The organism is Pseudoalteromonas sp. SR45-5 (assembly GCF_014163565.1).
GTDB classification, from domain to species: domain Bacteria; phylum Pseudomonadota; class Gammaproteobacteria; order Enterobacterales; family Alteromonadaceae; genus Pseudoalteromonas; species Pseudoalteromonas distincta.
In genome coordinates, this window is the sequence record NZ_JACJDN010000300.1 from 1 (window position 1) to 4813 (window position 4813).

Annotated in this window: 4 protein-coding genes; all 4 read right to left on the reverse strand. The window is 39.7% G+C overall.

Annotated elements, in window-relative coordinates; translation table 11 throughout:
- Nucleotides 1-88: 88 nt before the first annotated feature.
- Nucleotides 89-763: a response regulator transcription factor gene (locus H5072_RS11925; protein WP_154903897.1), complete on the reverse strand. Its 675-nt coding sequence runs from the start codon at nucleotides 761-763 to the stop codon at nucleotides 89-91.
- A 63-nt stretch (nucleotides 764-826) separates the two neighbouring features.
- Nucleotides 827-2773, reverse strand: a complete 1947-nt coding sequence (locus tag H5072_RS11930; RefSeq protein ID WP_182693638.1) for an LTA synthase family protein — start codon at nucleotides 2771-2773, stop codon at nucleotides 827-829.
- Nucleotides 2764-3135 carry a diacylglycerol kinase gene (locus H5072_RS11935; protein WP_007582120.1) on the reverse strand — a complete coding sequence of 124 codons (372 nt, stop codon included), beginning with the start codon at nucleotides 3133-3135 and terminating at the stop codon, nucleotides 2764-2766. The genes H5072_RS11930 and H5072_RS11935 overlap by 10 nt, the downstream gene beginning before the upstream one ends.
- A complete protein-coding gene (locus tag H5072_RS11940; RefSeq protein ID WP_182693639.1) occupies nucleotides 3132-4802 on the reverse strand; it encodes a phosphoethanolamine transferase in 1671 nt (556 codons plus the stop codon). Before H5072_RS11940 ends, H5072_RS11935 begins: the two co-directional genes overlap by 4 nt.
- Nucleotides 4803-4813 lie beyond the last annotated feature (11 nt).

Consider the following 4813-nt stretch of genomic DNA (forward strand, 5'->3'; position numbering starts at 1 on the left):
TAAATCAACGGTTAAAAATATGGTGAACAAAATAACCGAGATAACGGCGCTAATATTATTAACGAGTTTACGTTTTATTGAGTGATTTTTATTTTGTTGTTGCGACATAACCAAATCCACGTTTATTTTTTATCGGGAGCTCGCCATCAAACTGTCTTACTTTTTTACGTATGGTTGAGATGTGTGCTTCAAGCGCATTTTTAGAGAGCATATCAAACTGACCTACCACCGCTTCACTTATAAGTTCAAGCCCCAATACTCGCTCTGGGGCGTTAAATAAGCATTCTATTATTTTGTATTCATTACGCGTGAGCTCAATGGCATGTTGCTTGTAGTGAAGAGTTTTAAGGGAGAGATCTAATACGCAATCTCCTACGGTTAGGCTATTTTGTTGGTTTTGCAGTGAACCACGACGAAGTAATGCAAGGACACGAGCATGGAGTTCTTCAAACGAAAATGGCTTAGTTAAATAATCGTCAGCGCCTTTCATAAGGCCGTTAATTTTATCTTGAGGCTCACTTCGTGCCGATAAAATTAGCACACGGCTTTGGCTATTACTGCTGCGCAGTGCTTGTAAAATACTCATGCCATCAACGCTCGGTAGCATTAAATCAAGTACGAGGAGGTCGTAGTTTCCACTCAGTGCCATACTCAACCCCTCTGAGCCATCACCAGTTTCATCTACGGTAAAACCAAGGTTGCTAAGGCCAACTTGCAAGCTGCGTCTTAGTGCTTCAGAGTCTTCAATAACGAGGATTTTCATGTTTACTCGGTTTATAAAAATAGCCTTGTTACTTTAACAAGGCTTTATTATCAAGTCACTTGGTTAATGATACCAACCATTTGTGTAGGCTAAATTACCCAAGTTCGCGTGGGCTAGGGCTTTTTTAACTAGTTGCTCATCGTTTTCACATGGTACAAGCTGGTTATTGCTATACGTATAGGTGGTTGCTGGTTTTTGTGGTTGTAACACCACCACTTTATTATCGTGCATGTAGGCAAAGTTTTTGTCGTATTGCATCATTGCGCGTTGTTTGTTGTCGCTAATTGGCTTTGATAAATCATGACCTATCATTGGGTGCTTACCACTTGCGCCAATTAAAGACAGTAGAGTAACAGGAATATCGAGCTGACTGGCTAGTTGGCTATCTCGTTTATGGGTAATACCTTTTCCAAAAATAACGGCCGGAATTTTAAAGTGATCCACCGGTACTAAATTTGAACCTGATACGCGCGAGTCGTGATCGGCAATAACTATAAATACAGTATCATCCCAGTAGCTCGATTTTTTAGCTTTTTCGATAAAGGTGCCTAGTGCGTAATCGGCATACTTGGCAGCATTATTACGGGTTTGTTTTTGTTTATCGTACAGCGTTATTTTATCGTCAGGAAAGTCATACGGGCTATGATTAGAGCTTGAAAATATAAGGCTAAAAAAGGGTTTGTTTTGATTTTTAAGCTTAGTAAGTTCTATATCGGCTTGGTCGTACAAGTCTTCGTCTGATGCGCCCCACGAGCCATTAAAGTCTATTTTTTTAAAGTTATTTGTATCTACGATACTTTTAAAACCGTTGCCTAAAAAGAAGCTGCGCATGTTATCAAAATGGCTTTCGCCACCATAAATGAACTGCGTGTTGTAATTTTGCTTCGCTAAAAAATCAGCAATGGTAAAAAAGTCACGTTGTGATTTATCAAGCTTAACAACTGCACGCGAAGGCGTTGGTGTAAACCCTGTAATTACCGCCTCAATTCCACGTACTGAACGAGTACCCGTGGCGTATAAATTATCAAACCCCCAGCCTTGTTTATAAAGGGCGTCTATATTAGGTGTAAGCGGTAAACCGCCAAGTGTGCCTACATAACGAGCACCTAAACTTTCTTGTAAAATAATGACTAAATTTTTGGGTTTACCTGTATTACTTGCGCCATGAAACGTTTTTGTAGGGGCGGTTACATCACTAAATGTGCCTTGCGTATTTTGCATGTTACTACGCACAATACTAAGTAATTCATCGGTGGGCATTTTACCGTAATAGTCTTGGCTCGATTGCTCATTAGAAAGTTGCTTAACTGCAAACGCGACGCTATACAGTGAGTTAAGGGTTAAGTCGTTAAGTAAATGATCGGTAGAAAACGAGACCATGGCGGGGTTAAGTGGTCTGTGTCCTAATGAGTTGCGGGCGCCAAAAATAGTTAAGCATACTAAAACAAGCGCTAAAATTGATTGATTTAAGCCTGTTAGTGATGACTTGCTTTGCCATTGATTGCTAAATACTTTACTTGCAAATTTAAAGCTTAAAATAAGTGCTATAACAGCAATAAATACTTCTAACTTATAGCCTGAAAAAATCATTTTTGAGACTTCTTTAGGATAAATTAAATATTCTATAAATAAGCGGTTTGGGCGTAAATCGTACTCGTTTATAAACGTAGGCGTAATCACTTCAAAAAAAACAAGTAAAGCAGACATTCCCACTAAATAAATTTTAATGAGGCCGCGTACTTTATTTTGCCAACCTACGCTTTGCATCAGTAAAGTAAGTAGTAATGCGGGCATAATAATGTAGCTTAGAGTGGCTATATCAACTCTTAAACCACCTATAAATATAGATAACCACGCATGCGATCCAAATACACGCTCCCCTTGCCATACACTTAATCCAAAGCGAGCAAGTGTTAACAAGCTAAGTGCTAAAACAGCAAATACAACAAAAATCCATACAGGGCCAAGTGCATTTTGTATTTTAGGTATAAAAGTTAGCTTTATGCCCATAACACAGCCCACCAAATAAGAGCGGCAATTAGCATAGCTATAAACACGCTTGCAGAGGCTATATCTTTAGCTAGCCCCGAAAGCTCATGGTATTCACTGCCAATTCTATCAACTACAACCTCAACTGCCGTATTTACCAGCTCAGCAAACAATACAAAAAGCAGGCTAGCTATAAGCAGTAATTTATCCCTTAGTGCAATTTCTTGTAGCCACACAAACACACCGAGTAATGAAAACAGTGCTAGCTCTTGTTGAAACGCCGCTTCAAATCGACTCATCCATTTTAAGCCGTTAAAAGAATGGCTTAAGGTAAAAATAAGGCGCATTAAGCCTTGGCGTTTTATAACGGTTTTATTACTCATAGTTTTATTTCGCTTGGTGTTGTTTGGCAGTTAGCAAGTAAATCAAGTGATGCCTGATACGTTTTGCTTTTAATGCCAATTAAATTTAAAAGGGTGTGAAAAATATTGTTGTGTGAGCGTGCAGCGCGGGTGTCTAAATTAGCTAAACAGGTATTAGTAATGCGCTGATTATGCTCATCAGCCCACATATAAAGAGGAACGTGCGTTTGTGTGCTAGGTGCAAAGCTATACGGAAAACCATGTAAATAAGCACCGGCTTCGCCAAGTGATTCACCATGATCAGAGACATATAAAAACTGCTTATCTATGTTGTTTGGCAGCGCTTTTAATTGCTCAATTACCTGGGCGTTAACAAAGTCGCTGTACGCAATTGTGTTGTCGTAGGTATTAACTAATTCATCGAGTGAGCAGTTTTGAATGTCGCTTCTGTCGCACGTGGGCGTAAATTGCTTAAATTTTTCTGGGTAGCGTTTAAAGTAGGTTGGTCCGTGTGAGCCCATCATGTGTAGGACGATAACGGTATTAGCTTGGCTCAAATTAGCGAGTTTGCGCTTAAGTGGAGCAAGCAGTGCTTCATCAAAACAATATTTTCCATCGCAAAGCGCTGATGGGGTGGTTGGGATATCAATGTTAACAACACGGGTACATACGTTTTTACAGCCGCTGTTGTTATCAACCCACAGTACGTCGCTGCCAGCTTGTTGTGCTAAGTCAACCAGGTTTTGTTGGTTGTCGGCTGCTAATCGATCAAAGTTATCTTGTGTTTGCAGTGAAAACATACACGGCACAGACACTGCAGTAGCGGTGCCACAAGACGCCACATTATTAAAATACGTCACATTATACTTTTGTGTATAAGGATTGGTGTTGCGCTTATAACCTTGATAAGCAAAGTTTTCTGCTCGTGCGGTTTCGCCAACAACCATAACTGTTACGCTGGTGGTGTTAGGCGCAATGAGAGTGGGTGTTGTATCTATATTTTTAAATTCCATATTGGTATACAGCAGCTGATCGCGCATATATTTATAACCGCTAGAGAGATACTGAAATGGGATGAGTTCTTTTTTCAAAATGCGGTTATTGCGGCCAGTGGCTGCGTAGTCGGCGTAAAAGTTTACGACCACTAAAGCAATTAATGAGCAGCACGCTACAATAAGTTTTATACGACTAATCGCTTCTTCGTGAGGACGGGTAAAGTGTATTTTTACTTTGCTTAATATAAAAACAGGTAGCGCACAAAACAGTAGTAGAAAGCCTATGAGCTGCGGATTTAAATAGCTCAGCGCTTCGCTTGTATCTGTTTCGAACGTGTTTTGAATCATTGAATAGTCAAACACGACGCCGTAATTTAATGAGCCGTAAAGTACGGCACTCGAAATTATCAGTAAAAGGTAGTTAATTGGTTTTAGTAACCACCTGACCGACACTATTGAAAAGAAAATAATTAAAAGGCATAACAAAAGCAGTGGCACTGAAAGTAAAAATAGCCATGAAAAAGATGCAAGGGAGGTGATGGCGCTAAACGAACCTTGAATAAAAGGAATGTTTATAACTAAACAGTAATAACAGGCAATCATCACTACAAAGGCATTTGCACTACAGTGAATGTAAAACCGCTTACTACGATTTGGCTTTTTTTGTGCTGGTGTTTGGCTAGTTATGTTCATATTTAGGCTCG

Excerpts from the sequence above, each read along its gene's own strand:
- H5072_RS11925 (WP_154903897.1), bottom strand. The coding sequence starts at position 763 with ATGAAAATCCTCGTTATTGAAGACTCTGAAGCACTAAGACGCAGCTTG.
- H5072_RS11930 (WP_182693638.1), bottom strand. The coding sequence starts at position 2,773 with ATGGGCATAAAGCTAACTTTTATACCTAAAATACAAAATGCACTTGGC.
- H5072_RS11935 (WP_007582120.1), bottom strand. The coding sequence starts at position 3,135 with ATGAGTAATAAAACCGTTATAAAACGCCAAGGCTTAATGCGCCTTATT.
- H5072_RS11940 (WP_182693639.1), bottom strand. The coding sequence starts at position 4,802 with ATGAACATAACTAGCCAAACACCAGCACAAAAAAAGCCAAATCGTAGT.